The 24,950-nt window shown below is 71.3% G+C and carries 24 protein-coding genes; 16 read left to right on the forward strand and 8 right to left on the reverse strand.

The genetic code is table 11. From position 1 onward, the window contains the following. Positions 1–8: 8 nt before the first annotated feature. Positions 9–656 (forward strand): maleylpyruvate isomerase N-terminal domain-containing protein, encoded by a 648-nt coding sequence (locus tag FHR82_RS22360; protein WP_184812391.1) that lies wholly within the window; start codon positions 9–11, stop codon positions 654–656. Here the strand turns inward: FHR82_RS22360 and FHR82_RS22365 are convergent. Further along, positions 653–2,188, reverse strand: a complete 1,536-nt coding sequence (locus tag FHR82_RS22365) for a serine/threonine-protein kinase (RefSeq protein WP_184812392.1) — start codon at positions 2,186–2,188, stop codon at positions 653–655. The genes FHR82_RS22360 and FHR82_RS22365 overlap by 4 nt on opposite strands. Positions 2,189–2,310: 122 nt before the next feature. On the opposite strand from FHR82_RS22365, the gene FHR82_RS22370 reads away from it, so the two are divergent. The 3 genes from FHR82_RS22370 (at position 2,311) to FHR82_RS22380 (ending at position 7,449) form a co-directional block, all read left to right on the forward strand. Further along, positions 2,311–3,375 (forward strand): hypothetical protein, encoded by a 1,065-nt coding sequence (locus FHR82_RS22370; RefSeq protein WP_184812393.1) that lies wholly within the window; start codon positions 2,311–2,313, stop codon positions 3,373–3,375. A 102-nt stretch (positions 3,376–3,477) separates the two neighbouring features. After that, positions 3,478–6,855: a pyruvate carboxylase gene (locus tag FHR82_RS22375; protein WP_184812394.1), complete on the forward strand. Its 3,378-nt coding sequence runs from the start codon at positions 3,478–3,480 to the stop codon at positions 6,853–6,855. A 27-nt stretch (positions 6,856–6,882) separates the two neighbouring features. Next, complete coding sequence (locus FHR82_RS22380) at positions 6,883–7,449, forward strand: CGNR zinc finger domain-containing protein (RefSeq protein ID WP_311771212.1); 567 nt, start codon at positions 6,883–6,885, stop codon at positions 7,447–7,449. Here the strand turns inward: FHR82_RS22380 and FHR82_RS22385 are convergent. From FHR82_RS22385 to FHR82_RS22400, 4 genes are all read right to left on the reverse strand, one after another. After that, the gene (locus tag FHR82_RS22385; protein WP_184812395.1) at positions 7,446–8,057 is read right to left on the reverse strand and encodes a TetR/AcrR family transcriptional regulator; all 612 of its coding nucleotides are present in this window, start codon (positions 8,055–8,057) and stop codon (positions 7,446–7,448) included. The two genes, FHR82_RS22380 and FHR82_RS22385, sit on opposite strands and share 4 nt — an antisense overlap. A gap of 178 nt (positions 8,058–8,235) precedes the next feature. Next, positions 8,236–8,706 (reverse strand): nuclear transport factor 2 family protein, encoded by a 471-nt coding sequence (locus FHR82_RS22390; RefSeq protein ID WP_184812396.1) that lies wholly within the window; start codon positions 8,704–8,706, stop codon positions 8,236–8,238. Positions 8,707–8,795: 89 nt separating this feature from the next. Continuing rightward, on the reverse strand, positions 8,796–9,416 hold the full coding sequence (locus FHR82_RS22395; protein ID WP_184812397.1) for a DsbA family oxidoreductase: 621 nt from the start codon (positions 9,414–9,416) through the stop codon (positions 8,796–8,798). A 153-nt stretch (positions 9,417–9,569) separates the two neighbouring features. Continuing rightward, the gene (locus FHR82_RS22400; protein ID WP_184812398.1) at positions 9,570–11,660 is read right to left on the reverse strand and encodes a HelD family protein; all 2,091 of its coding nucleotides are present in this window, start codon (positions 11,658–11,660) and stop codon (positions 9,570–9,572) included. A 109-nt stretch (positions 11,661–11,769) separates the two neighbouring features. On the opposite strand from FHR82_RS22400, the gene rsmD reads away from it, so the two are divergent. Genes rsmD through FHR82_RS45255 form a run of 3 tightly spaced genes read left to right on the forward strand, consistent with a single transcriptional unit; the run spans position 11,770 to position 14,702 of the window. Next, on the forward strand, positions 11,770–12,324 hold the full coding sequence (rsmD, locus tag FHR82_RS22405) for a 16S rRNA (guanine(966)-N(2))-methyltransferase RsmD (protein ID WP_184812399.1): 555 nt from the start codon (positions 11,770–11,772) through the stop codon (positions 12,322–12,324). Positions 12,325–12,376: 52 nt separating this feature from the next. Further along, complete coding sequence (gene coaD, locus FHR82_RS22410; RefSeq protein ID WP_184812400.1) at positions 12,377–12,865, forward strand: pantetheine-phosphate adenylyltransferase; 489 nt, start codon at positions 12,377–12,379, stop codon at positions 12,863–12,865. Positions 12,866–12,878: 13 nt separating this feature from the next. Then, positions 12,879–14,702 carry a serine/threonine-protein kinase gene (locus FHR82_RS45255; protein ID WP_311771213.1) on the forward strand — a complete coding sequence of 608 codons (1,824 nt, stop codon included), beginning with the start codon at positions 12,879–12,881 and terminating at the stop codon, positions 14,700–14,702. Between the two features lie 19 nt (positions 14,703–14,721). Here FHR82_RS45255 and FHR82_RS22420 read toward each other — a convergent pair whose 3' ends face one another. Further along, positions 14,722–15,123: a GNAT family N-acetyltransferase gene (locus tag FHR82_RS22420; protein ID WP_221464181.1), complete on the reverse strand. Its 402-nt coding sequence runs from the start codon at positions 15,121–15,123 to the stop codon at positions 14,722–14,724. A gap of 122 nt (positions 15,124–15,245) precedes the next feature. Between FHR82_RS22420 and FHR82_RS22425 the strand changes: the two genes are divergently transcribed. The 6 genes from FHR82_RS22425 (at position 15,246) to mutM (ending at position 19,407) form a co-directional block, all read left to right on the forward strand. Continuing rightward, a complete protein-coding gene (locus tag FHR82_RS22425) occupies positions 15,246–15,968 on the forward strand; it encodes a guanyl-specific ribonuclease (protein WP_184812401.1) in 723 nt (240 codons plus the stop codon). 108 nt (positions 15,969–16,076) lie between these two features. Further along, on the forward strand, positions 16,077–16,826 hold the full coding sequence (locus FHR82_RS22430; protein ID WP_311771214.1) for a DivIVA domain-containing protein: 750 nt from the start codon (positions 16,077–16,079) through the stop codon (positions 16,824–16,826). 119 nt (positions 16,827–16,945) lie between these two features. Continuing rightward, positions 16,946–17,509, forward strand: a complete 564-nt coding sequence (locus FHR82_RS22435; protein WP_184812402.1) for a YceD family protein — start codon at positions 16,946–16,948, stop codon at positions 17,507–17,509. A gap of 54 nt (positions 17,510–17,563) precedes the next feature. After that, the gene (gene rpmF, locus FHR82_RS22440; RefSeq protein ID WP_184812403.1) at positions 17,564–17,746 is read left to right on the forward strand and encodes a 50S ribosomal protein L32; all 183 of its coding nucleotides are present in this window, start codon (positions 17,564–17,566) and stop codon (positions 17,744–17,746) included. A 28-nt stretch (positions 17,747–17,774) separates the two neighbouring features. Beyond that, complete coding sequence (gene rnc / locus FHR82_RS22445; protein WP_184812404.1) at positions 17,775–18,545, forward strand: ribonuclease III; 771 nt, start codon at positions 17,775–17,777, stop codon at positions 18,543–18,545. Beyond that, on the forward strand, positions 18,538–19,407 hold the full coding sequence (gene mutM / locus FHR82_RS22450) for a bifunctional DNA-formamidopyrimidine glycosylase/DNA-(apurinic or apyrimidinic site) lyase (RefSeq protein ID WP_184812405.1): 870 nt from the start codon (positions 18,538–18,540) through the stop codon (positions 19,405–19,407). The genes rnc and mutM overlap by 8 nt, the downstream gene beginning before the upstream one ends. On the opposite strand, the gene FHR82_RS22455 is transcribed toward mutM, so the two are convergent. After that, complete coding sequence (locus tag FHR82_RS22455) at positions 19,352–20,374, reverse strand: TetR/AcrR family transcriptional regulator (protein ID WP_311771215.1); 1,023 nt, start codon at positions 20,372–20,374, stop codon at positions 19,352–19,354. The two genes, mutM and FHR82_RS22455, sit on opposite strands and share 56 nt — an antisense overlap. On the opposite strand from FHR82_RS22455, the gene FHR82_RS22460 reads away from it, so the two are divergent. The 3 genes from FHR82_RS22460 to FHR82_RS22470 are packed head-to-tail and all read left to right on the forward strand — an operon-like array spanning position 20,340 to position 23,949. Beyond that, positions 20,340–22,895, forward strand: coding sequence for a DUF4118 domain-containing protein (locus FHR82_RS22460; RefSeq protein WP_376706429.1), 2,556 nt, complete (start codon positions 20,340–20,342; stop codon positions 22,893–22,895). The genes FHR82_RS22455 and FHR82_RS22460 overlap by 35 nt on opposite strands. After that, positions 22,892–23,572 (forward strand): response regulator, encoded by a 681-nt coding sequence (locus FHR82_RS22465; RefSeq protein ID WP_184812408.1) that lies wholly within the window; start codon positions 22,892–22,894, stop codon positions 23,570–23,572. The genes FHR82_RS22460 and FHR82_RS22465 overlap by 4 nt, the downstream gene beginning before the upstream one ends. Beyond that, positions 23,569–23,949: a VOC family protein gene (locus tag FHR82_RS22470; protein WP_184812409.1), complete on the forward strand. Its 381-nt coding sequence runs from the start codon at positions 23,569–23,571 to the stop codon at positions 23,947–23,949. The genes FHR82_RS22465 and FHR82_RS22470 overlap by 4 nt, the downstream gene beginning before the upstream one ends. Before the next feature lie 4 nt (positions 23,950–23,953). Here FHR82_RS22470 and FHR82_RS22475 read toward each other — a convergent pair whose 3' ends face one another. Beyond that, positions 23,954–24,646: a CAP domain-containing protein gene (locus FHR82_RS22475; RefSeq protein WP_311771216.1), complete on the reverse strand. Its 693-nt coding sequence runs from the start codon at positions 24,644–24,646 to the stop codon at positions 23,954–23,956. Positions 24,647–24,950: the final 304 nt, after the last annotated feature.

Here is a 24,950-nt window from a genome sequence, read left to right on the forward strand (position 1 = left end):
GTGCGGCGGTGGATCTCTTCTCACGTTCGTGGGCGGCGTTGCGCACGGCCGTCGCCGAGCTCTCCGACGAGGACTTCACGCGGCCGTCGGGCTGTGCGGGCTGGCTGGTCCGGGACCTGGTGTGCCACCTGGTCATCGACGCCCAGGACGTCCTGATCACCCTCGTGACCCCCGCCGACGCGGCACCGACCCACGACGCGGTGACCTACTGGGCGGTGTCGGACACACCCCCGGCCGGCGACGACCCGTTGGACGCGCTGATCGTCCGGCTCGCCGCCGCGTACGAGGAGCCGGCTCTGCTCACGTTCCACCTGGACGACGTGGGCTCCGCCGCGGGCCGCGCCGCTGAGCTCGCCGACCCGTCGATGCGCGTCAGCACGCAGGACATGGTCCTCACCGCGGGCGACTACCTCTCCGCGTACGTCCTGGAGTGGACGCTGCACCACCTCGACCGGGTCGCCAACCTGCCATCGGTGCCGGGGCCGCCCGCGGCGGGCCTGGCCCGTACCCGCGAACTGCTGGAGCGGATCGCCGGGGTGCCGTTCCCGGCGTCGTTCTCCGACACCGACGCGCTGCTCGTCGGCACCGGCCGGCGCGCCCCGACCGGCGCGGAGCAGGCCGCGCTGGGGGACAGGTCGCCGTTGTACCTGGGTTAGTGGACGAGCGTCCAGGCCGTTCCGCTGCAGTACAGGTGGTCGCCGGTGGGGGAGTAGGCGAAGTCGCCCTCGGTGCCGCACGGCTCGAAGGTGAACGGGCCGCCGGGGTCGGACTTGGCCGGGAAACCACCGGGTGGTGCCGCCACCCAGTTCTGCTCGGTGTCGGTGTCGCGGGTGCGCTGGCAGCGTTCGGTGCCGTCCGCGCGTTCCCGGGAGATGTCGACGGCACTGCACGGCTCGAGGACCTGCGGGTCCCATTCGCTCGCGGTGGGCATGCCGCGCGGGACCTCGGTGCCGGTGGGGGAGCCGGTGACCGCGCGGTTCGCGGTCACCCACCACAGCGCGCCCGCCGTGCCCGCCAGGACGATGGCGGTGAGGAGGAGGGCCGCTCGGCGCGGCGCGCGGGCGGGCTTCTTCGCAGGCGGGTGTGCGGCCGGCGCCATGATGAAGAGCGGTGGCTGAGTGGCTGAGCCACTTGGCGGGGTGACTGGCTGAGTGGCTGACCCAGTGGGTGGCTGAGTGGCTGATCCACTCGCGGCCGTTGCCGGTGGCGCGTCCACGACCAGTGCGGTCGGGCCGCCGTCGATGGGTGGCGGGGCGAAGGTGGGGGCGGCGGCCGAGGACGCGGTCGCCTCGGCGGGCAGGTGGGTGGTCGCGGCCTCGGGGCCCTCGGCCGTCCACCCCGGCGGCACCGACGCCAGCAGGTCCGGCGCCCGCACCACCGTCAGGTCACCCCGCGACGAAGGCGGCGCGGCCCGCAGCAACGCCTCCCGTGCCTGCGTGCAGTCCGTGAACCGGCGCGCGGGGTCCGGGTCCGCCATCCGCACCAGCACCGCCGCGAGCGGGGCGGGCACGGATTCCGGCAGCGGCACCGTGTGCGTCCACGACGACGGCATGTCCGGTGACGCGTTGCTGTAGTGCACCAGCCGCCGCCCGGCCAGCAGTTCCGCCGCCAGCACACCGACGGCGAACAGGTCCGTCGCGGGGGAGGGCTGGTGGCCGTCGAGGTACTCCGGCGCGAGGTAGCCGGGGGTGCCGATCGCGGCGCCGATGCCCGTCATGGACACGGTCCGCCACGTCGCGATGCCGAAGTCACCCACCAGCAGGTGCGGCGGCCCGGCCCCGTGCGAGCGGAGCAGCAGGTTCGCCGGTTTCAGGTCCCGGTGCACCACACCCGTCGCGTGCAGGGCTGCCAGGGCCTGCAGCACCTGGTCGACCGCTTCGGCCACCCAGCCGGCGGGCAGCGCGCCGTGCGACGCCATCAGCGAACGCAGCGAGCCGCCGCGGGCCAGCTCCGTCACCAGCCACGCGCGGTCGTCGACCAGCCGGAACGCCAGGGTGCGCACCAGGTGCGGGTGCGAGACGCGGATGCGCGACTCGATCACGAAGCGCAGCAAGCCCAGCTCGTCCTGGCCGGTGAAGCGCTTCAGCGCCACCCAGCGGCGGTCGATGTGATCCCACGCCAGGCGCACCTCGCCGAAGGCGCCCGCACCCAGCGGCAGCACCGGTGTCCACCGCTCCAGATCCTCCACGGCACCAGAGGCTACTGACTGGCAGCATGACGCAACCGGACGATGACCGGATGCGTCGGAAAAGCCACCACGTCCTGACATCCGAGCGGGGCTTGCGGAGCGAGCATTGACATAGGGGGATCATGCGCAGGGCACTTGTACTGCTGGCGGCGGGACTGTTCCTGACGGCCTGCGGCACCGACACGGAGGGCAGGCCCACGGCCGCCGCCGGGCAGAAGACATCGGAGCCGACCACCACCAGCCGCGCTCCCTTCGACGGCGAGGTGCTCGGCACCGGCGAGGTCGTCCGCGCCGACAAGCTCGACGGCATCCGCCTCGAGTCGCCGGAGGACGGGGCGGTGCGCAGCTACGGAGTGGCGGCCGAGGTGCTCGACTTCGGCACCGCCGACGTGGTCGACACGGGCGACGGGGTCCAGTACGGCGCCGCCGACGACGCGACACTGCTGGCCTTCCGGCTCCGGGTGACGCCGTTCGCGGAGGACCTGTCCCAGAAGGTCACCGCGACCGTGTCCGTCGACGGGCGCCAGCGCAGCCTCCCCGACTTCGAGTACGCCGTCGGCACCCCGGGCGAGGACCAGACCGTCCAGTACCTCGTCGGCGTCCCGAACGACCGGCGCGAGGTCGAGCTGGAGCTGAAGTACGCGGGCCTCGCCCAGCAGTTCGACCTCCTGGAGGGCAGGCGCACCGGGGAGCAGCCCGGCATCCTGTACCGCTCCCCGGACGAGCCGTCGGTCTACGTCGAGAACCTGACGCCCGCGAAGCTCCCGGTGGTCGACGAGGACGACGAGCCGGGCAACTACGTCGTCGCCGTCACCCGCGCCGAGCTGACCTACTTCACCACCGAACTGGGTGACGTGCCGGGCGCCGACGACAAGGCGTGGCTCGTGGTCACCTACGAGCCGACCGGCGACGGGTCGATCGACACCAGCTTCCCCACCGGCTGTGTGCTGCCGTTCGCCTCGTTCGCGCTCACCGCGGACGGCGAGACCTACCCGGTGGTCGACAAACACTCCGAGATGGAGGAGTTCGAGCAGGAGAAGGTGCTGGTCTTCGAGGTGCCGTCCGGTCTGACCACGGCCACACTGACCGTGAAAGCGCAACCATTCAGCTGTCTCTACGGCGGTGACGACTACCCGTACCGGCCCACCGGCGAGGCCGCCGTGGAGATCACCCTGCCGGAGGACTGACGGTAAACAGTCAGGTCCGTCACGTGGAACAGTCCTCCCGACAGGCGGGAACCACCAGGTAACGTTTCCGGAAGTTCCCGACCCCCTGGCAGGAGGTACGGCATGTTCCGCAAGGTGCTCGTCGCGAACCGCGGCGAGATCGCCGTCCGGGCATTTCGCGCCGGATATGAGCTGGGAGCCGGCACGGTCGCCGTGTTCCCGCACGAGGACCGCAACTCGGCACACCGCATGAAGGCCGACGAGGCCTACGAGATCGGCGAACCCGGCCATCCGGTCCGCGCCTACCTCTCCGTCGAGGAGATCATCAAGGCGGCGCGCAGGGCCGAGGCCGACGCGGTGTACCCGGGCTACGGCTTCCTGTCGGAGAACCCGGAGCTGGCGCGTGCCTGCGAGGCGGCCGGGATCACGTTCGTCGGCCCGTCCACCGAGATCCTCGAGCTGACCGGCAACAAGGCCCGCGCGGTCGCGGCCGCGCGCGAGGCGGGCATCCCCGTCCTCAAGTCGTCGCCGCCGTCGGCCGACCTGGACGAACTGCTCGCCGCGGGCGAGGAGCTGGGTTACCCGCTGTTCGTCAAGGCCGTCGCCGGTGGTGGCGGGCGCGGCATGCGGCGCGTGCTGGAGGCCAAGGCGCTGCGCGAGTCGCTCGAGGCGGCCATGCGTGAGGCCGAGTCCGCGTTCGGCGACGCGACCGTGTTCCTCGAGCAGGCCGTGATCAACCCGCGCCACATCGAGGTGCAGATCCTCGCCGACGGTGTGGGCAACGTGATGCACCTGTTCGAACGCGACTGCTCGGTGCAGCGCCGCCACCAGAAGGTCATCGAGATCGCGCCGGCGCCGAACCTCGACCCGGACCTGCGGGAGCGGATCTGCGCCGACGCCGTGGCGTTCGCGCGGCACATCGGCTACCGCAACGCGGGCACCGTCGAGTTCCTGCTGTCCCAGGACGGGCAGCACGTGTTCATCGAGATGAACCCGCGCATCCAGGTCGAGCACACCGTGACCGAGGAGGTCACCGACGTCGACCTCGTCCAGTCGCAGCTGCGGATCGCGAGCGGTGAGACGCTCGACGACCTCGGCCTGTCGCAGGACATGGTCCGCCTGCGGGGCGCCGCGCTGCAGTGCCGCATCACCACCGAGGACCCGGCCAACGGGTTCCGGCCGGACACCGGCAAGATCAGCGCCTACCGCTCGCCGGGCGGCGCGGGTGTCCGGCTCGACGGTGGCACGGTGTCGCCGGGCACCGAGATCAGCGCCCACTTCGACTCGATGCTGGTGAAGCTGTCCTGCCGGGGCCGCGACTTCCCGTCGGCTGTGGCCCGCGCCCGCCGCGCGGTCGCCGAGTTCCGCATCCGCGGTGTCTCCACCAACATCCCGTTCCTGCAGGCGGTGCTCGACGACCCGGACTTCATCGCGGGCAACGTCACCACGGCGTTCATCGAGGACCGGCCGCACCTGCTGACCGCGCGCAGCTCCGCCGACCGCGGCACCCGCCTGCTGTCCTACCTCGTGGACATCACGGTCAACAAGCCGCACGGCGAGCGGCCCGACGTCATCGACCCGGTCGAGAAGCTGCCCGCCATGGACACCGCCGGACCGCCCCCCGCCGGGTCGAAGCAGAAGCTCGACGAGCTGGGCCCGGAGGGCTGGGCGCGCTGGCTGCGGGAGTCGAAGGCCGTCGGCGTCACGGACACGACGTTCCGCGACGCGCACCAGTCGCTGCTCGCCACCCGCGTGCGCACCAAGGACCTCGTGACCGTCGCACCCCACGTCGCGCGGATGACCCCGGAGCTGCTGTCGGTCGAGTGCTGGGGCGGCGCGACCTACGACGTGGCGTTGCGGTTCCTCGCGGAGGACCCGTGGGACCGGCTCGCGAAGCTCCGCGAGGCGATGCCGAACCTGTGCCTGCAGATGCTGCTGCGCGGCCGCAACACCGTCGGGTACACGCCGTACCCGACCGAGGTGACGGCCGCGTTCGTCGACGAGGCGGCCGCCACCGGCATCGACATCTTCCGCATCTTCGACGCGCTCAACGACGTCGAGCAGATGCGCCCGGCCATCGAGGCCGTGCTGTCGAACGGGAAGGCGGTCGCCGAGGTCGCGCTGTGCTACACCGCCGACCTGTCCGACCCGAACGAACGTCTGTACACATTGGACTACTACCTGAAGCTCGCCGAGCAGATCGTCGGCGCGGGCGCGCAGGTGCTGTGCGTGAAGGACATGGCGGGCCTGCTGCGCCCGCCCGCGGCGCACCGGCTGGTCACCGCGCTGCGCAAGGAGTTCGACCTGCCGGTCCATCTGCACACGCACGACACCGCGGGCGGTCAGCTGGCGACCTACCTCGCCGCGATCCAGGCCGGGGTGGACGCGGTCGACGGCGCTTCGGCGTCCATGGCGGGCACCACGTCGCAGCCGTCGCTGTCGGCGATCGTCGCCGCCACCGACCACGGTGAGCGGGAGACCGGGCTGGACCTGCGGAAGGTGTGCGACCTCGAGCCGTACTGGGAGATCGTGCGGAAGATCTACGCGCCGTTCGAGGCCGGGCTGCCCGGGCCGAGCGGCCGCGTGTACACGCACGAGATCCCGGGTGGACAGCTGTCCAACCTGCGCACGCAGGCCGCGGCGCTCGGGCTCGCGGACCGGTTCGAGGAGATCGAGTCGACCTACGCCGCCGCGGACCGCATGCTGGGCCACCTGATCAAGGTGACCCCGTCGTCCAAAGTGGTCGGTGACCTGGCGCTGCACCTCGTGGGCGCGGGCGTGGACCCGAAGGAGTTCGAGGCCGACCCCGGCCGCTTCGACGTGCCGGGCTCGGTGATCGGGTTCCTCCGCGGCGAGCTCGGCGACCCGGCGGGCGGGTGGCCGGAACCGTTCCGCACCAAGGCGCTGAAGGGCCGCCCGCCCGCGCCGGAGCCGCCCGGGCTGTCCGATGAGGACAGGTCCGGGCTGGCGCAGGACCGGCGGGCGACACTGAACCGGCTGCTGTTCCCGGGGCCCGCCAAGGAGTTCACGGCGCAACGCGAGCTGTTCAGCGACACGTCCGTGCTGGCGAGCAAGGACTTCTTCTACGGGCTGCGCCCGAGGATCGAGTACCCGGTCGACCTGGAGAAGGGCGTCCGGATGCTGATCGAGCTGGAGGCGATCGGCGAGGCCGACGAGCGCGGCATGCGCACCGTCATGGCGAAGCTCAACGGTCAGCTGCGCGCGACCCAGGTGCGCGACCGGTCGGTGGCGTCGGACGTCCCGGTGGCCGAGCGTGCCGACCGGAACAACCCGGGCCACGTCGGTGCGCCCTTCGCGGGCGTGGTCACGCTGGCGGTCGCCGAGGGCGACACCGTCGAGGCGGGCGACACGGTGGCGACGATCGAGGCCATGAAGATGGAGGCGTCGATCACCGCACCCAAGGCCGGCACGGTGGAACGCGTCGCGATCGGGTCCGTGCAACAGGTGGAAGGCGGCGACCTGCTGGTCGTGCTGAGCTGAGGCACGACACCGGTTATCGTTGTTCGAGTGGTTAGCGACAGGGTGCCGCCGTACGCCGTGCGCGTCGGCGGCACCCTGCTGCCCAAGCCGATCGCCGGTCACCCGGCGCTGGAGCTGTGCAACACCCTCGCGGGGTGGGACGACCCGCAGGAGACCCGGCACGAGTGGCTGACGTCGGCGGCGGACGTGGCGGTGTGGCTGGAGTTCACGGGCCTCGTGGCGGCGCCCCCGCGTGCTGACCTGTTGGCCGGGGTCCGTGAGCTGCGGACGGTGGCGTACCGGTTGTTCCGGCATCGCGACGAGTCGGCGTTCCCCGCACTGGCCCGGCTGGCCGACGAGGCGAACGCGCACCGGCGCCTCACCCCGGAGGGCTTCCGGCTGCCCCCGAGCGACGAGCCGCGGCACCCGCTGTACGCGGTGGCCCTCGCGGTGGCGGACCTCCTGACCAGCCCGGCACGCGACACGGTCCGCGCTTGCCCCGGCGCCGGGTGCGGATGGCTGTTCCTCGACCCGAGGGGCCGTCGGGTGTGGTGCAGCATGGCGGCGTGCGGCAACCGGGCGAAGGTCCGCACCTACGCGGCGCGCAACCGCTAACCCGGGTGGCAGGCCAGCGAGGCGAGAACGAGTTCCCGCGCCGCGTGGACGGTCGCCGCGAAGGAGTCCGGGTCCCTGCCGATGCGTTCGGCGCCCGCGCGCATGACACCGGACAGCAGCTCCACCGCGAGGTGCACGTCACCGACGTCGCGGAACTCGCCGCGCGCGATGCCGTCCCGGACGACGTTCTCCACCTCGACCACGATCGCGTGGAGCGGGCTGCCCGGCCCCTTCGGCACCTCGCCGTCGTGCCGGCTGGTGCCCGGCCGGAACATCAGGTGCAGTGCCGGGTCCGTGAACGCCTCCAGCACCGCCTCGACGATCGCCCGCATCCGCTCCTCGGCCGACTCGGTGGACCGCGCGGCGATCGCCGCCACCCGCTCGACCGCGGGCAGGCCTGCCCGCTCGGTCAGCGCCACGACCAGTGCGCTCTTGTCGCGGGCGTAGTTGTACAGCGTGTTGCGCGCGAGCCCGGCCCTGGCCGCGATGTGCCCCATGTTGATCGAGTCGTAGTCGCGTTCGAGCAGCAGCTGCCGCATCGCCTCGGCGAGGTCGGCCCACACCATCTCGTGGTGTTCCTCGATGCTGGCTCCCCGGATCCGCGGCATGCGGTCATCTTTCCCTAGTGTCCCGCGCCGGAAATGCGGTGATTGAGTCGGTGGATCCAGGTTTCTGCTGGCAAGGCGCCGGTTCGTCCTCGTACTATGTCGTACTTGGGCCGACCGGCAACGCCGCCGGCAGGAAGCTGGGCCGCCGAATCAGTTGCCTGATTTCCGGCGCGGGACACTAGTGCGCCCGCTCGGCCAGGGCAATGCGCGACAGGTGCGGGTTCTCCTGGTGGGTCGAGGTGAGCCGCACGCGGTTGAGGCGCCAGCCGTCCGCCGTGCGGACCGCCTCGTTGTCGTAGAAGCCGACCACCAGCCAGCGGTCGGGGCCACCGTCGGCGAGTTCGGCCGGCACCCAGTGCTCGGCGCGGACGTGTGCGTGGATAGTCGCGTGGTCGCCATCGATGGCGACGACGTGGCCGGTGATGGCGTGGTGGGTCGCCGTGAAGGGCGCGAAGGAGGCGCGGAGGATCTCGACGTAGTCGCGGAGCGACGTGCTCATCGGCGGGATGTCGGCGACCGACGAGAAGTCGAGCGTCAACGGGTCGGTGAAGACCAGGCCGGGCAGCTCGGTGAACTCCTTGAGGTCCGCGATGTCGGCATACCGGCCGAGCAGTTCGATGAGGTCGGCACGGTCAGCGAGCGTGTTCACGGGAAAGCCCCTCTTTTGACGACAACCTGTCGTAAAGATTACGACGGGTTGTCGCCAAAATCAACCGCGTGGCGACGCGGCACGGGTCCCTAGGCCGGACTGGCTTCCAGCGCCTGGCGCAGCGCCGAGGCGAACACCTCCACCGGCTGCGCGCCGGACACCCCGTACTTGCGGTCCAGCACGAAGAACGGGACCCCGGTCGCACCAAGCAACCGCGCCTCGCGGATGTCAGCTTCCACATCGGACGTGTACCGGTCGCCGGTCAGCACGTCCCGCGCCCCCTCGACGCCGATGTCCTCGCTCAACCGCACGAGCGTGTCCACGTCGTTGACCGTCTCGCCCTCGACGAGCTGCGCACGCATCAGCCGCTCGTGCATCTCGCCGCCAAGGCCCTGTGCCTTCGCGTGGTGGGTCAGCCGGTGCGCGTCGAACGTGTTGACCATGACCGCGTGGTCGTAGTCGTAGTGCAGGCCCTCCACCGCGGCCAGCTCCGTCACCCGTTCGGTCATCTCGCGGACGTCGCCGCCGAACTTCTGCGCCAGCCCCTCGTACACGGGGATCGACGTGCCGCGCGGGAACGTCGGGTCGAGCTGGAAACTGCGCCACTCGACGTCGACCGCGTGGTCGAAGTCAGCGAGCGCGGACTCCAGCCGCCGCTTCCCGATGTAGCACCACGGACACACGATGTCGGACCAGACCTCGATCTTCACAGCGCGCAGCTCCCGTCCTCGCACACCGGGACATCGGAGTCCCCGAGCGTCACCAGCGTCACCGGAACGGGCACGTCCTCGACCTCATCCACCTCGTCCATACCACAGACGAACAGCGCCGGACGAGCAGGAATTCCGCCGAGCAGGCCGAAGTCAGGGCCACTCGGGATCGCTGGTCAGCACCGTCAGCCGCTGGGTCGCCCGCGTCAAGGCCACGTACAACGTGCGAGGCCCGGTGGTCGACTCGGTGACCAGCTCCGTCGGCTCGACGAGCACCACCGCGTCGTACTCGAGCCCCTTGGCCTCGATACCGTCCACGACGGAGAGCCGGTCGTCAGCGACCTCGGCCAGCATCGACCGGGCAGAAGCGAGCCGGCCGGCCGACGTGATCACACCGACCGTCCCGTCCATCTCGTCGAGCAGCTGGCGGGACGCGAACCGCAGCGCGTCGGCCAGCTCGGTCGGGTCGATCACCCGCACCGACGGCTTGACCCCCGTACTGCGCACGGCATGCGGCAACTGGTCCGGCGTGGAGACGTCGGTGACCACCTGAGCGGCCAGCTCGAAGATCTCCGCGGAGTTCCGGTAGTTCGTGCGCAGCTGGAAGTGCCGCCGCTGGGCCCGCGGCCCCACCGCCGACACCCGCGCCTGCTCAGCCTCGGCCGGATCCGGCCACGACGACTGCACCGGGTCGCCGACCACCGTCCAGCTCGCGTACTTGCCGCGCCGCCCGATCATCCGCCACTGCATGGGCGACAGGTCCTGCGCCTCGTCGACGACGATGTGCGAGTACTCGTCGTAGTGCTCACCGCGCCGCGGCGCGGTGGACCAGTTCGGGTTCTCGGCGCGGATCCGCCGCCGGTGCCGTTTCGGCGGCGGCCCGAGCAGCACCCGCAGCTCGTCGAGCAGCGCCACGTCCGCGACCGTCGGCCCGGCCGACGGGTCGGCCCACGACGCGACGAGCGCGTCCAGCTCGGCAGGCGAGAGGGAACGGCCCGCGGCCCGCCGCAGCCGGTCCCGGTCGGCGAGCAGCCGCAACGCCTCCTGCTCGGTCAGGATCGGCCACCACACCACCACGAACCGGTGGAAGTCGATGCGCTCACCGAGGTCGGTGATCAGCTCGTGCCGGTCGAAACCCAGCTCGTAGGAGTCCGCCTTGCGCCACAGCGCCTCCAGCAGCGCCTCCGCCGCGTCCACGCGTGACTGGTTCGGCGGCCGGTTGAGGCCCTGCACCGCACGCCGCACCTTCGCGAGGTCCTGCGCGTCCAGCTTCAGCACCTCACCCTTGAAGGTGATGCGCAGCTCGGTCGGCGCGTCGGGCGGTGGTTCCCGCAGCACCCGCTTGAGGATCCTGCGCATCCGCAGCGAGCCCTTGACCCTGGTCACGTCGGCCGAGTCGACGCCTGCCGCCTGGACCCCGTCGAGCACCTCGCCGAGCGACCGCAGCTCGACCGTGTCCTCGCCCATGGACGGCAGGACGCGCGAGATGTAGGAGGTGAACGCGGGCGACGGCCCGATCACCAGCACACCGGCCCCGCCCATGCGGCGCCGGTCGCGGTACAGGAGGTACGCCACCCGGTGCAGCGCCACGGCCGTCTTGCCGGTGCCGGGCCCGCCGGTGATCTCGGTGACGCCCTTCCACGGCGCGCGGATCGCCTCGTCCTGCTCCCGCTGGATCGTGGCGACGATGTCGCGCATCCGGTCGCCGCGGGCCCGCGTCAGCGACGCCATCAGCGCACCCTCGCCGACGACGGCCATGCCGTCCGGCCGCTTCTCCGGTGCCAGCAGGTCGTCGTCGATGTCCACAACGGACTGGCCGGTGGAGCGGATGACCCGGCGGCGCACCACGTTCATGGGCTGCTCGGCGGTCGCCTGGTAGAAGGCGGCCGCGGCGGGCGCGCGCCAGTCGGTGACCAGGTTGTCGAAGTTCACATCCCGGATGCCGAGCCTGCCGACGTACATGGTCTCGCCGTCGGTGTCGTCGAGGCGGCCGAACACCAGACCCTCGTGTTCCGCGTCGAGGGTCCGGAGGATCTGTGTGGCGTGACGCACCATCACGTCGCGCTCGAACAGCATCGCGGCCTGCTCGAAGATGGCCTCGTTGCGGGCCCCGTGCGCGAGCTGGTCGCCGCGTCGGCGCATGGCTTCCGCCTCGACGCGCATCTCGTCGACGCGCGTGTAGACGACGTCGACGTGGGCCTGTTCGACCGCGATCTCGGACTGCCTGTCGGAGGTCTGCGACACGCACCGCTCCTGTGAGTGCCAGCGTGTTGGGTGGGAAGAGCGAGCCTACGCGAATTGCGCGGACAAGGTGGTGACCACCTCGATCAAGACCCCCTGCGACCATGTCCATGTGACGAGGATCGTGGCGGGCCGGGCAGGTGGCAGGCGGCTGGCCGTGCCGCAGAAGGGCACGCGGCCGACCTCCGACCGCGTGCGCGAGGCCCTGTTCAGCGCCGTCGAGTCCGCTGTGGACCTCGACGGCGCGCGGGTGCTCGACCTGTACGCGGGCAGCGGTGCGCTGGGTCTCGAGGCGCTGTCCCGCGGTGCTGGCGAGGCGGTGTTCGTGGAGTCGTCGGCCGGGGCGCTCGCGGTGCTGCGCAAGAACGTCACCGCGGTCGGGCTGCCGGGGGTGGTGCGGGCGGGCAAGGTCGCGGCCGTGCTCGCCTCGGGTGCGGACGCACCGTTCGACCTGGTCCTCGCCGACCCGCCGTACGCGGTCGAGGACCTGAGCGGAGAGCTGGGCCTGCTGGTGTCGGAGGGCTGGGTCGCCGAGGACTCCGTGGTGATCGTCGAGCGGTCGCGCCGGGCACCGGATGTCGAGTGGCCCGCACCCCTGGAAGCCATGCGGGTCAAGCACTACGGGGAGACGTCGCTGCACTGGGCGCGGTGGGCGGCACGGCCGTGACCAAGGCCACCGTCGACAGGTCCGTGCAGGTGAGGGCTGATACCTTCCGCGCATGAGGCGTGCCGTCTGCCCCGGTTCCTACGACCCACCCACCAACGGGCACCTGGACATCCTGGAGAGAGCGGCGGGGCTCTTCGACGAGGTCGTCGTGGCCGTGCTCATCAACAAGAACAAGAGGGGCCTCTTCACGGTCGAGGAGCGGATGGACCTGCTCGCCGAGTCCGTGAGCCACCTCGACAACGTGCGGATCGACTCGTGGCACGGGCTGCTCGTCGACTACTGCCGCCAGCACGACATCCAGGCCATCGTGAAGGGCCTGCGCGCGATCAGCGACTTCGACTACGAGCTGCAGATGGCGCAGATGAACCAGCAGCTGAGTGGCGTGGAAACGCTCTTCATGCCGACGAAGCCGCTGAACAGCTTCCTCTCCAGCTCCCTGGTCAAGGAAGTGGCTACCTACGGTGGGGACGTCGCTCACCTGCTCCCCACGACGGTTCACCGCCGATTGGTGGAACGCCTTACTGACGGCGGCGGTAAGTAACTACGCTGGAGCGGTGCGTAGTGGGGACGTCATCGCTGACCGGTACCGGCTCGAGGACACCGTCGGGGCGGGTGGCATGGGGGTGGTGTGGCGTGCCACCGACCTCGAGCTGCGCAGGGTCGTGGCGGTCAAGCGCACCAGCACCGGCGACGGGGAGCAGCTCCGCAGAGAGGCCAGGATCGGCGCGGGGCTGCAGCACCCCAACGTGATCTCCGTGTTCGACGTCGTGGCCGAGGACGACGAACGCTGGCTCGTCATGGAGTACCTGCCCGCGCGGAGCCTGCGGGACATCCTCCGCGCCGACGGCCCCCTGACGCCCGCCGGCGCGGCGCACGTCGGCGTGCAGGTCGCCACGGCGCTGTCCGCGATGCACGCCAAGGGCATGGTGCACCGGGACATCACCCCGGCCAACATCCTCGTCACCGAGGACGGGACGGCGAAGCTCGCCGACCTCGGCATCGCTATCTGGTCCGAGGTCACCGTGACCGGCTCCGCGCAGAGTCCCGGCACCCCCGGCTACCTCACGCCGGAGGTGACACGCGGGGGCGCCGCCACACCCGCGGCCGACATGTACGCGCTCGGCGTCACGCTGTCGGCGGCCGTCGAAGGCGCGGCCGGCAACGGCGCGCTGACCGGGGTGCTGTCGCAGCTGACCGCCGAGACCCCGTCGCGGCGCCTGTCGGCCGAGGCGGCGGCAGGGCGGCTGCGCAAGGTCGCCCGCGGCACGGCGGTGGCCCGCCGCAAGGCCACCCGCCTGGGACTCCTGGCCGCTGGCGTGGTCGTGGTGCTCGTCGCCGGGCTGGTCTTCGTGCCCCGGCTCCTGCCCGGCTCGGAAGGGAGCCAGGGCGACAACGCCGGTGACGGCACGGGCGGCACCGTCGCGGCGGAGCCACCCGGCACCCCGGCACCCCGGCGCGAGGTGCCAGGAGCCGGGAACGCGAAGCTGCTGTACGGCCTGAGCGGCGGGGCCAACCTGGCGCAGGCGAGCGAGCTGGTGGCGGAGACCCCGGTCGGGATGCTCACCACCACGTTCCACCAGACCAGCGACCTGAAGACGCTGAACACCTGGCGGGAGACCGTGGTGCCGGACGCGTACCGGAAGGGATACGCCCTCCACCTGATCGTCCCGAGCTGGCTCGACGACGACAACCCGGAGATCCCGCTCGACACCCCGTACGGCAGGGCCTGCGGCCGGGGCGAGCCGTTCACCGACCAGTTCCTCGACGACATGCGCTCGCTCGCGCGGATCTTCGCGGGCCGGCCCGACGGCCCACCGCTGTACGTCACCGTGTTCCACGAGGTCAACGCGTTCGCGTGCGGCGACGACGGGTACTACGAGAACTCGATCGCGACGCGGGCGTACTACCGCGCGCTCAAGGACCGGTACCTGGAGATCAGGGAGGTCTTCCACGCCGGGGCGCCGAACGGGCGGGTCGGCATGGGCTGGCAGGGATGGCAGTCCGACCTCGACGACAACCCCGAACTGGGCGGCGGCCCGTCGATGTTCGACCACTTCGCCGACGTGCTGGCCGTGTCGGACTTCAACTCGGTCCTGTGCAAGGAGCCGGAGGGCAACGTCGAGGACGTGCGGCTGACCGTCGCCGCGCTCGGCGAGTACGCCCCGGTCATGGTCGGCGCGTACGCCAACAAGGACGTCCCGCCCGACGTCGTCGACAAGGACGTGCGTGCCCTGCTCACCGACTCCTCGATCGCCGCGCTCGTCGCGGACGGCCTGTTCGCCTGGAACTTCAACCGGGAGAGCGTGATCATCGAGGCGGGCAGGCCGACCTACGAGTTCGTGATGGACGTCGTGCGCCGGACCGGCAGGGAGCCCTAGGTTGGCGTCCTGACTCGACTCAGGGCTGGCGCAGCGGCAGTTTCATGCCGACGTGCGATGCGACGAAGCCCAGGCGTTCGTAGAAGCGGTGGGCGTCCTTCCGGCTCGCGTCCGTGGTCAGCTGGACCATGGCGGCACCGCGTTCGCGGGCCGTGTCGATCGCCCACTGGACCAGCCTGCCGCCCAGTCCGCCGCCGCGCTGGTCCGGCCGCACCCGCACCGCTTCGATCAGCGCCCGTGTCGCGCCGAGCCGGGACAGGCCCGGGATGAACGTGAGCTGCAGGGTGCCCACGACCTCGTCGTCCGCCACGGCGACGGCCAGGTACTGCCGGGGGTCCGCGTCGATCTCCTTGAACGCCTCGGCGTAGGCCGGGTCGCCGGGCCGCTCCCGCTTGGCGCCGAGCGGGTCGTCGGCCAGCATCGCCACGATCGCGGGCACGTCCTCCGCGACGGCCCGTCTTATCTGCTCGTTCGTCACGAGTTCATTCAAACAGCCGACGATCGGCGCTAATCGAGATCACCTGTCGGAGTTACGGTCGGAAAATGAGCAACGTCACAACCAGATCTGTGAAAACGCTGCTTCCCCTGCTGATCGCCTTCTTCGCCGTCCTCGGCCTGACCACGCCGGGCCTCGCCGAGGAGAGAGCCGCGGCGCCGTGTGGTGACACGTCGGGGTTCGACGTGGTGCCGCTGTCGAGCCTGCCGCCGGAGGCCACCGACACCGCCGAGCTGATCGAACAAGGCGGCCCGTTCCCGTACCCGGAGGACGGCACCGTCTTCCAGAACCGCGAAGGCCTCCTGCCCGACTGCGACACCGGCTACTACCACGAGTACACCGTGGAAACCCCGGGCAGCCCGGACCGCGGCGCGCGCCGCATCGTCACCGGTCACGCTGGCGAGCACTTCTACACCGACGACCACTACGCGAGCTTCGACCTGATCGACATGGACGGCACCACGCCGCCCCCGGCGTGCGGCGACGCGAACCTCGACGAGGTGGCCGTCGGCAGCCTGCCCGCCGAGGTCGCGGACACGATCGCGCTGGTGGCGCGGGGCGGCCCGTACCCGTACGCCGAGGACGGCACGGTCTACCAGAACCGGGAAGGCGTCCTCCCGGCCTGCGCGTCCGGCTACTACCACCTGTACACCGTGCCCACCCCGGGCACGACCGACCGCGGCGACCGGCGGCTGATCACCGGACAGGGCGGCGAGCACTACTACACGCCCGACAGGTACGCGTCCTTCGTGGAAGTGATCACGGACTGACGCACCGGCTGACACACCCATCTCAGCCGACCTCCACACATCACCCCGGTGCACGCGGCAGACTAGAAGACCGCAGGGCGTGTGCCGGGGTGCTGGAGGGAGCAAGGCGTGTACAAGGTGTTCGAGGCCCTCGACGAGCTCGTCACGATCCTCGAGGAGGCCCGCGGCGTGCCGATGACCTCGAGTTGTGTCGTGCCGCGCGGTGACATCCTCGAGCTGCTCGACGAGGTCCGCGACGCGCTGCCCGGTGAGGTCGACGACGCCCAGGACGTCCTCGACCGCAAGGACGAGATCGTCGGCCAGGCCGAGCACGAGGCGGAACAGACCGTCAGCAAGGCGAACCTCGAGGCAGAGCAGACCGTCGCCGAGGCGAACGCGGAGGCCGAGCGGCTCGTCGCGGAGGCACAGGCGCACGCGGACCGGCTCGTCACCGACGCCAGGAACGAGGCCGACCGCACGATCGCCGCGGGGCAGGCCAAGTACGACGACCTGGTCGGCCGCTCGCAGGTCGAGGCCGACCGGATGATCCAGGCCGGTCGCGAGTCCTACGAGCGCTCGGTCGAGGACGGCCGCATCGAGCAGGCCCGCCTCGTGTCCGAGACCGAGGTCGTGCAGGCCGCGCACCTCGAGTCCGCCAGGGTCCTGGACGCGACCGCCGACGAGGTGACCCGCCAGCGCGGCGAGTGCGACGAGTACGTGGACGGCAAGCTCGCCGAGTTCGCCGACCTCCTGTCCCACACGCTGCGCACGGTCAGCAAGGGCCGCGCGCACCTGCGGGGTGGTGGCGTTGGCATGCCGCCCGCCGCGCCGCCCGTCGCGCAGCCGGAACCGGCCGTCCCGTTCGATTACTCCGCCTGACCCGCGTACGCTGGTCAGGCACCCCCCGCGGTCGCGGAAAATCTTGTCGCGGGAAATCTTCCGAGCGGAGCTTGCGGAGCGAGCATCCGACACCGAACACAGGGACGTTGAAGTTCGTCATGCCCGAACAGCGCAACAGCCCATGGACCCTGGACACCCGGGAGCTGGGCCGCAGGCCCGGTCTCTCCCGCAAGTTCGAGCGGGTCGTGGAGGCTCAGCACGCCCTCGGCGTCGAGGGCGTCATCGCCGTGCCCAAGGGCGCGCGGGTCGAGCTTGACGTGCTCCTCGAGTCCGTCGTGGAGGGCGTGCTGGTCTCCGGCACGGCCGTCGCGCCGATCGAGGGGGAGTGCGCGCGCTGCCTCGACCCGATCACGGCTGCCGACCACGACGTCGAGGTCGAGTTCACCGAGTTGTTCGCCTACCCGGCCAGCATCACCGAGGAGACGACCGACGAGGACGAGGTCCATCGCCTGGTCGACGACAAGGTTGATCTTGAACCGGTGGTGCGGGACGCGGTCGTGCTGGCGCTGCCCGCCGCGCCGCTGTGCCAGGAGGACTGCGCGGGACTGTGCCCGGACTGCGGTGGCAGGTGGGCCGATCTCGGTCCCGATCACCGGCATGAGACGATTGACCCTCGGTGGGCCGCGCTCACGGAGCGGTTCCGCACGGATCGTGACGCCTGAGCTCGTGTAGTCAGGTCCGATCCCACCACCAGCAGCATTGAAGGAGAACTAGTCGTGGCCGTCCCCAAGCGGAAGATGTCGCGTTCCAACACGCGCGCGCGTAGGTCGCAGTGGAAGACCAGCGCTGTCCACCTGGTGGAGTGCTCGAACCGCGCCTGCCGCAAGCCCAAGCCCCAGCACGTCGTCTGCCCGAGTTGCGGCCAGTACGGCGGCCGTCAGGTCACCGAGCCTGCCTGATCCGCATCGGTGAAGGTGGTGGGCCACGGTGGGGGGTAGGGCGGCCAGGGGGCCTACGGCCGACCCGCGCAAGCTGCTTGAAGCGCTCGACGTCCAACTGGACGACGAGCTGCTGAAGCTCGCCATGACGCATCGTTCGTACGCGTACGAGAACGGTGGTCTGCCGCCGAACGAACGGCTGGAGTTCCTCGGCGACGCGGTGCTGGGCCTGGTGGTGACCGACCACCTGTACCGGACGCACCCGGACCTGCCGGAGGGGCACCTCGCGAAGCTGCGGGCGAGCGTCGTGAACATGCACGCGCTCGCCGGCGTCGCACGCGGGCTCGGCGACGAGGGCCTCGGTGCCCACATGCTGCTGGGCAAGGGCGAGGAGCTGACCGGCGGCCGGGACAAGGCGAGCATCCTCGCCGACGGCATGGAGGCCGTGATCGGCGCGGTGTACCTCGCGCACGGCATCGAAGTCGCGCGGACGCTCGTGCACCGGCTGTTCGACCCGCTGCTCGCGGAGGCGCCGCTGCTCGGCGCCGGGCTGGACTGGAAGACGTCGCTGCAGGAGCTGACGGCGTCGGCGAGCCTCGGCGTGCCCGAGTACCGCGTCCAGGAGGAAGGTCCGGACCACCGCAAGGAGTTCACCGCCACGGTGATCGTCGCGGGCCAGGACCGGGGCAGCGGGGACGGCACGACCAAGAAGGAAGCCGAGCAGAAGGCCGCCGAGGCGGCCTGGCGCACGCTGTCGGAGATCATCAAGGCCGCCGCCGAGAAGGCGGGCGATCAGCAACAGCGCGGCAAGGGTGCCTGAGCTACCCGAGGTCGAGGTGGTGCGGGCAGGCCTCGACGGGCACGTCACCGGCCGCACGATCGCGGCTGTCGCGGTTCTCCACCCCAGGGCGATCCGGCGGCACCTGCTGGGCCCGGCCGACTTCACCGGCAGGCTCGCGGGCCGCACGATCGCCGCGGCCCAGCGGCGCGGCAAGTACCTGTGGCTCGAGCTGTCGGACGAGACGAACCCGGACATCGCGCTGCTCGCCCACCTCGGCATGAGCGGCCAGCTGCTGGTCCAGCCCGTCGGCGCACCCGACGAGAAGCACCTGCGCGTCCGGTTCGACTTCACCGACGGCGGCCCGGAGCTGCGGTTCGTCGACCAGCGCACGTTCGGCGGTTTCCTCGTCGACGACCTCGTGACCGTCGACGGCGCCCGGCTGCCGTCCGCGATCGCGCACATCGGCCGCGACCCGATGGACCCGGACTTCTCGGTGCGGGCCGCGGTCGCCGCGCTGCGGAGGAAGAAGACCGAGCTGAAGCGGGCGCTGCTCGACCAGACACTGGTGTCGGGCATCGGCAACATCTACGCCGACGAGGCGCTGTGGCGGTCGAAACTGCACTGGACCCGCCCGACCGAGGGGATCTCCCTGGCCAAGGCGACCGAGGTGCTCGCGGCGGCCACCGACGTCATGCGGGAGGCGCTCGGCCAGGGCGGCACGTCGTTCGACGCGTTGTACGTCAACGTGAACGGCCAGTCCGGCTACTTCGACCGGTCGCTCGCCGTCTACGGCCAGGAAGGCCTGCCCTGCGGGCGGTGCGGGACGGCGATCCGGCGCGAGCCGTTCATGAACCGTTCGTCGTACTTCTGCCCGAGGTGCCAGCGCCGGTCCCGTTCCTGACGTCGTCGGGTCCGTGCACGGTCTGCCGGCAGCGACTGTTCCCGTCCTCCATCACCGACAGGTAGTCGCCGTTCTCGTCGCGCGGGATGTCGCCCAGCTCCTGCAGGTCCAGTGGTCTGCCCGGCAGGGAGTCGACGGCGAGGAACCGCAGCAGCCCGTCGAGCACCAGCTCCAGGTGGCGGTGACTGAGCCGGTGGTTGTCCGCCGGGGAGAGGGGGACCGGCAGCGGCGGGGTCATCCTGATCATGAGCAGGCCGATGTCGCCGGACCCGACGTCCGCCCGCAGCGAGCCCTCGTCGTGCGCGGCCCGCACGACCGCGGCGAGCGCGGCCTGTGACGCGTCGCGGGCGGCCATCAGCTCGTCGTCCATCAGCACGCGCTCGGCGAGCATCGGCATGACGACCCCGATGCGGAGGTCGATCGCGTCGTGCAGGTACCGGGCGAGCGCCGTGAACGCGTCCGGTTCCTCCTGCAACGCCGCCTTCGCCGCTATCGCGGACTGTGTCAGCACGTCCAGCGCGACCTGACGAAGCAATACCATCCGGTCCGGAAAATGGCGGTACAGCGTCGCGATGCCGACGCTCGCCCGGCGCGCGATCATCTCCAGCGGCACGGCCGGACCTTGCTCAAGCATGAGGTCAACGGTGGCACGAAGGATCTGTTCGCGGTTGCGGACGGCGTCGGCGCGAGTTCGGCGGGGTTTCGGAAGGTCGTTCATGGATGCCTTATCCGGAGGCGAGTCCTTCGGTTTACAAACGCTAACTTTTGCCCGTCCCCCTGGCACTAGTTGCCCAAGCAATGGAATCCCCGACAGAAGTCCCATAGTCGACAGGTTGTCTGCTTGTTGTCCAGATGTCGGCCGCATCACCGCACGTGTGAAGAAGTCGTCAACGCGCCACCATCCCGGCGGCACCCGGAGGAGGCTGGTGCACGTGAGTGAGGAGTTCCGCCGGGGCGAGCTGCGCATCTACTTCGGCGCGGCGCCCGGGGTCGGCAAGACCTACGCGATGCTCGGCGAGGCGCACCGGCGGCTCGAGCGCGGCACCGACGTGGTCGTCGGCTTCGTCGAGTCCCACGAACGCGCCAGGACCGACCAGCTGCTCGAGGGCCTGGAGGTCGTCCCCCGGCGGCGGCTGACCCACCGGGGGCGCGACTTCGAGGAGATGGACCTCGGCGCCGTGCTCGCCCGCGCGCCCGAGGTCGTGCTGGTCGACGAGCTCGCGCACACCAACGTCCCCGGCGCGGGCAACCCCAAGCGCTGGCAGGACATCCAGGTCCTGCTCGACGCGGGTATCGACGTGCTGTCCACGCTCAACGTCCAGCACCTGGAGAGCGTCAACGACGTCGTCGAGCGGATCACCGGTGTGCGGCAGCAGGAGACCGTGCCCGACGAGGTGGTGCGCGGCGCGCAGCAGCTGGAGCTGATCGACATCACGCCGGAGGCGCTGCGCCGCCGCCTCGCGCACGGCAACGTCTACCCGGCCCGCCGCATCGACGCCGCGCTCGGCAACTACTTCCGGCCCGGCAACCTCACCGCGCTGCGGGAGCTGGCGCTGCTGTGGGTCGCCGACCAGGTCGACGTGGCCCTGCAGCGGTACCGGGCCGAGCAGCAGATCACCGACACGTGGGAGGCGCGCGAGCGGGTGGTCGTCGCGGTCACCGGCGGGCCGGAGAGCGAGACGCTGATCCGCCGCGCCAGCCGCGTCGCCGTGCGCGCGGGCGCCGAGCTGCTCGTGCTGCACATCCTGCGTGGTGACGGGCTGGCCGGCGTGTCACCGCGTGCGGTGGCCGAGATCCGCAGGCTCGCCAAGAACCTCGGCGCGACCTCCCACACGGTGGTCGGCGACGACGTGCCGGACGCGATGCTGGACTTCGCGCGCGGGGTGAACGCGACGCAGCTCGTCGTCGGCACCTCGCGGCGGTCGCGGCTCGCGCGGCTGTTCAACGAGGGCATCGGCGCGACCGTGGTGCAGCGGTCCGGGCCGATCGACGTGCACATGGTCACCCACGCGCAGGCGCGCCGGGCCTCGCGGCCGAGGTCGGAACGCAGCCCGCTGGCGCTGCCGAGACGGGTCACCGGGTGGGTCGCGGCCGCGGTGCTGCCGCTGCTCGCGACCGTCATCGGGCTGCTGCTCAAGGCGCACGTGTCGCTGTCGACGGAGGCGGTCGGCTACTTCCTCGTGATCGTGACCGTGACGCTCATCGGCGGCCTCGGGCCCGCGTTGTTCGCCGCGGTGTTCTGCGGGTTCCTGCTGAACTTCTTCTTCACCCCGCCGCTGCACACGCTGACGATCGCCCAGTCGGAGAACCTGGTCACGCTGGTCGTGATGGTGATCGTCGCCGTGCTGGTCGCGCTGGTGGTCGACCGGGCGGCGCGGCGCACCGTGCAGGCGGCGGAGGCGCGCACCGAGGCGTCGCTGCTCACCTCGTACGCCCGCACGGTGCTGACGTCGCCGCGGCCGGTGGACCGGCTGCTGGAGAAGGTGCGGGAGAACTTCGGGTTGTCGTCGGTCGCGCTGCTGGAGCGCCGCGACGGGGAGTGGCACCAGGTCGCGTGCGTCGGGCCGTCCCCGTGCACCGGGCCGGACGACGCCGACACCGACGTGGCGGTGACCCCGGACGTGCACCTCGCGCTGCGGGGCCGCGTGCTGCCCGCCGAGACCCGGGGTGTGCTGGAAACCGTTGCGGGACAGGCACTCCTCGCGTTGCGGCAGCAGCGGATGACCGCCGAGTCCGCGGAGGCGAAACGGGCCGCCGCCACGAACGAGCTGCGGACCGCGCTGCTGTCCGCGGTGGGGCACGACCTGCGCACGCCGCTGACGTCGATCAAGGCCGCGGTCGGCAGCCTGCGCGCCCCCGACCTGACGCTGTCGGCGCAGGACAGCGCCGAGCTGCTGGCCGACATCGAGGAGTCGGCCGACCGGCTGTCCGCGATCATCGACAACCTGCTCGACTCGTCCCGGCTCGCGACCGGCGCGGTGCGGCCGCGGTTGCGTGCCGTCACCTACGACGAGGTCGTGGCGCGTGCGCTCGCCGCGCTCGACGGCCGGTCCTCGGTGGCGGTGGACGTGGCGATGGAGGTCGACGAGCGCCTGCCCGCGGTGTTCGCCGACGGCGGGCTGCTCGAACGGGTCGTCGCGAACGTCGTGGACAACGCGCTGCGGCACGGGTGGCCCGACCGGACCGGCGTCGCGTCCGCCACCGCACCGCCCGCCGAGCCGCCGATCGCGATCCGGGCCAGCGCACACGACGACCGGGTGGAGCTGCGGGTGGTCGACCACGGCCGCGGCCTGCCGAAGGGCACGGCGGAGAAGCTGTTCGCGCCGTTCCAGCGGCTCGGGGACAGCACGAGCGGGATCGGGCTCGGCATGTCCGTGGCGAAGGGTTTCATGGACGCCATGGGCGGGACGATCGGTACGGAGGACACGCCGGGCGGTGGGCTCACCGTCGTGCTCTCACTGCCGGTGGACAGGAGTGTGCAGGCGTGACGAAAGTGCTTGTCGTCGATGACGAGCCGCAGATCGTGCGGGCGTTGCGGATCAACCTCGCGGCACGGGGCTACGACGTGTCGACGGCCGCGAGCGGGCAGGAGGCGCTGCGCGTCGCCGCCACCGAGCACCCGGACGTCGTGGTGCTGGACCTCGGCTTGCCGGACATCGACGGCGCGAAGGTCATCGAGGGGCTGCGCGGGTGGACGAGCGTGCCGATCATCGTGCTCTCGGCCCGCACCGACTCCGGCGACAAGGTGTCCGCGCTGGACGCCGGTGCCGACGACTACGTGACGAAACCGTTCGGTATGGACGAGCTGCTCGCGCGCCTGCGAGCCGCGGTCCGGCGTGCGTCGACCGTGCCCGCCGGTGAGGAGGCGGTGGTCGAGACGCAGGCGTTCACCGTGGACCTGGCGGCGAAGAAGGTGATCCGCGACGGCGCCGAGGTGCACCTGACGCCCACCGAGTGGGGTGTGCTGGAGCTGCTGGTGCGCAACCGGGGCAAGCTCGTGGCGCAGAAGCAGCTGCTGCAGGAGGTGTGGGGGCCGTCGTACGCGTCGGAGACGCACTACCTGCGGGTGTACCTGGCGCAGCTGCGCCGCAAGCTGGAGCCGCGGCCGTCGCGGCCTCGGCATTTGCTCACCGAGGCCGGGATGGGATATCGGTTCGAGCCGTGAAAGCGATCTTGCAGTGCGTCGTGCTCGACTGTCCCGACGACGATGAGCTGGCGCGGTTCTACCACGCGCTGCTCGGCGGGGAGGTCAACCGGCCGGACCGGCGGTGGTCACTGGGCGGCGGGTGGTCCACGCTGCACCTGCCGACCGGGCTGGTGCTGTGCTTCCAGCGGGTCGCCGACTTCCAGCCGCCGCGCTGGCCGGACTCCCGGTACCCGCAGCAGTCGCACCTGGACCTCGGGGTGGCGGATCTCGACGCCGCGCACGAGGAGGCGCTGGCGGCGGGGGCTGAGCTGCTCGACGACTCGGCGCGTGGGTGGCGGGTGTACGCGGACCCTGGTGGGCACCCGTTCTGCCTGGTGCGCGAGTCCGCTCGGTAGACCGTCAGAACCCGAAGTTCTGCACCCAGTAGAAGCCGTCGCGGTCGAGGCCGACACCGATGGCCGAGAGGTCACAGTTGAGGATGTTGCGGCGGTGACCGTCGGAGTCCATCCACATCTGCATGACCTGTTCCGCGGTCGTCGCGCCGCGGGCGATGTTCTCCGCACCCGGGCTCGGATAGCCGGCGTTGCGGATCCGCTCGTCGAAGGTCCGCCCGTCGAGTGACGTGTGGGAGAAGTAGTCACGCTCCGACATGTCCTCGGCGTGTCCCTGCGCGGCGGCGGCGAGCCGGTCGTCGGCGGTGACGGGTCCGCAGCCGGCGTCGGCGCGGAAGGAGTTCACGAGGCTGACGACCTGGTCCTGGGCGCTGCCACCGGTCGCGGTCGGCGGCGGCGGGGGTGGCGCCTCGGTCGTCTCGGGCGGCGGCGGGGGAGCGGGCGCCTCGGTGGTGGTCGACGTCGTTGGCGGGGCGGACGACGTGGTCGGCGTGTCGGGCGGGGCGGGGGTGGCGGAGGAGTTGGTGCCGGGCGCGGGCCGGACCAGGTCACCTGGCGAGTCGACGACGACGTGGTCGTCACTGAGCCCGATGCGTAATCCGTCCTCGTCGCCCGCCGGCTGCCCGGCCGGCTGCACGAGCAACGTGGCGGTGCCTGCGACAAGCGCACCGGCGAGCACCGCCGTCAGGGTCGGCAGCACTGGTCTCCGTCTACGGGGCAAGGCCACGGCGCGGAAAGTTACCACGATCGGGTGAACTTGATAACAGAAGGATGACAATTGACCTACGAAAACAACCATCCCCGCAGGTCGCCACCGGCGAACTGACTTTGCGGCTCGGGGGAGGTAGTCGCGGCGGCCGCCGCGGTGGACCTCGGGATGGGCGCCTGGCCGTCGCCGGGAAGGACTGCCGCCGGGAATCGCGTGCGGTGCGCCGAGGCCCGCCGCGTTCTCCCGGCGGCCACCGCCGCATGCGAACGGCCCGCCGGGAAGCCGGCGGGCCGTT

The organism is Actinophytocola algeriensis, assembly GCF_014203735.1.
In the GTDB taxonomy this organism is placed as follows: domain Bacteria; phylum Actinomycetota; class Actinomycetes; order Mycobacteriales; family Pseudonocardiaceae; genus Actinophytocola; species Actinophytocola algeriensis.

Coding starts and splice junctions, on each gene's coding strand:
- FHR82_RS22370 (WP_184812393.1), top strand. CDS start 2,311: ATGCGCAGGGCACTTGTACTGCTGGCGGCGGGACTGTTCCTGACGGCC.
- FHR82_RS22375 (WP_184812394.1), top strand. CDS start 3,478: ATGTTCCGCAAGGTGCTCGTCGCGAACCGCGGCGAGATCGCCGTCCGG.
- FHR82_RS22385 (WP_184812395.1), bottom strand. CDS start 8,057: ATGCCGCGGATCCGGGGAGCCAGCATCGAGGAACACCACGAGATGGTG.
- coaD (WP_184812400.1), top strand. CDS start 12,377: ATGAGGCGTGCCGTCTGCCCCGGTTCCTACGACCCACCCACCAACGGG.
- FHR82_RS22420 (WP_221464181.1), bottom strand. CDS start 15,123: ATGCTGGCCGACGACCCGCTCGGCGCCAAGCGGGAGCGGCCCGGCGAC.
- FHR82_RS22425 (WP_184812401.1), top strand. CDS start 15,246: ATGAGCAACGTCACAACCAGATCTGTGAAAACGCTGCTTCCCCTGCTG.
- FHR82_RS22435 (WP_184812402.1), top strand. CDS start 16,946: ATGCCCGAACAGCGCAACAGCCCATGGACCCTGGACACCCGGGAGCTG.
- FHR82_RS22455 (WP_311771215.1), bottom strand. CDS start 20,374: ATGCGCAGCTCGCCCCGGCGGAACTCCTCACTCACGTGCACCAGCCTC.